The organism is Aeromicrobium sp. PFPM2_SD2, from assembly GCF_057364525.1.
This window is the reverse complement of record NZ_JBNFNZ010000577.1, coordinates 1-1,317: the sequence shown is the minus strand read 5'-3', so window position 1 is coordinate 1,317 and position 1,317 is coordinate 1. Positions and strand designations below refer to the sequence as shown.

General features: G+C 74.6%; 3 protein-coding genes. 2 read left to right on the top strand and 1 reads right to left on the bottom strand.

From position 1 onward, the window contains the following. The coding region (locus AC2W7G_RS16495) for a hypothetical protein (protein ID WP_485869391.1) at nucleotides 1–238 on the top strand (238 nt) is incomplete at its 5' end. Beyond that, nucleotides 231–1,073 carry a DUF3097 domain-containing protein gene (locus tag AC2W7G_RS16490; protein WP_485869390.1) on the top strand — a complete coding sequence of 281 codons (843 nt, stop codon included), beginning with the start codon at nucleotides 231–233 and terminating at the stop codon, nucleotides 1,071–1,073. The genes AC2W7G_RS16495 and AC2W7G_RS16490, both read left to right, overlap by 8 nt. On the opposite strand, the gene AC2W7G_RS16485 is transcribed toward AC2W7G_RS16490, so the two are convergent. Continuing rightward, a partial coding sequence (locus AC2W7G_RS16485; protein ID WP_485869389.1) for a hypothetical protein occupies nucleotides 1,070–1,317 on the bottom strand: 248 nt, incomplete at its 5' end. The genes AC2W7G_RS16490 and AC2W7G_RS16485 overlap by 4 nt on opposite strands.

Sequence of the window (1,317 nt, the reverse complement as noted above, 5' to 3'; positions counted from 1 at the left end):
AGCTCGTCATGACCGTCACCGCCCGGACGACCCGGCCGCTCCCCCGCGCGTCGCGCTCGGCGACCTCGCGCCCGCCGAGGTCCCCCAGCACGTCCCGGCGTCCTGGCCGGTCGCGCTCGACCTCGCCCTCGGCCTCGTCACCGACGAGACCGTGCTGCTCACCGCCGACGGACGCCCGCTCACGCGCGCGGACGTCGAGGACCTGCACCAACGACTTCTCGGGAAGATCCATGGCTGACCGCTACGGCAACGACGTCCTCTCCGGCGACTGGCGCAAGCCGAGGCGCGGGCGCACCGTCGAGCACCCGGCCGACCTCGGCCTCGTCGTCGAGGACGCCACCAGCGGCTTCTGCGGCGAGGTCGTCAAGGTCGAGAACGGCCTCGTGGTGCTGGAGGACCGCGCGCTCAAGCAGCGGGCGTTCCGGCTCGGGCCCGGCTTCCTGCTCGAGGGCAAGCCCGTCGCGCTGCACGCCCCGGTCAAGGTCCAGGCCACCGGCGGGCGCACGGCGTCCGGCTCGATCGCGGTGCGCGACGCCCGCGCGCGCGTCGCGCTGCCCAGCCGCATCTACGTCGAGGGCCGCCACGACGCCGAGCTGGTCGAGAAGATCTGGGGCGACGACCTGCGGATCGAGGGCGTCGCCGTGGAGTACCTGGGCGGCATCGACGACCTGCCGGCCATCGTGCGTGACTTCCAGCCGACCAAGAGCCGCCGGCTCGGCGTGCTGGTCGACCACCTCGTGCCGGGCTCGAAGGAGTCGCGGCTGGCCGAGCAGGTCAACGGCACGCCGCACGTGCTCGTGGTCGGGCACCCGTTCGTCGACGTGTGGCAGGCCGTGCGGCCCGAGCGGCTCGGCATCGAGAAGTGGCCGGTCGTCCCCCGCGGCACCGACTGGAAGCACGGCATCTGCGAGGCGCTGGGCTGGCCGCACGCCGACCAGGCCGACATCGCCCGGGCCTGGAAGCGCATCCTCGGGACCGTCCGCACCTACGCCGACCTCGAGCCGTCCCTGCTGGGCCGGGTCGAGGAGCTCATCGACTTCGTCACCGACCCCGAGCAGCCGGCGCAGCGCTAGCGCAGCCGCACCGTGCGGGTGGTCAGCCGCACGACCGAGCGTCCGCGCGTGCGCGACCCGTTCAGCACGTCCACGGTCACCGTGAGGGCCCGACCCCTCCGCGCGTGCTTCGCCGGCACCACCGCGCGCACCGCGAACCCGTCGAAGACGGTCTGCTGGGTGCGCGCCACGACGCGGGTCCCGCGGCGGACGGTGAGGCGCACGCGCGTGCGGCCGGAGGCCATGTCCGGGTCCACGGCCCAGC

What these genes read in the sequence shown, in the direction of transcription:
- AC2W7G_RS16490 (WP_485869390.1), top strand. Translation starts at nt 231, where the DNA reads ATGGCTGACCGCTACGGCAACGACGTCCTCTCCGGCGACTGGCGCAAG.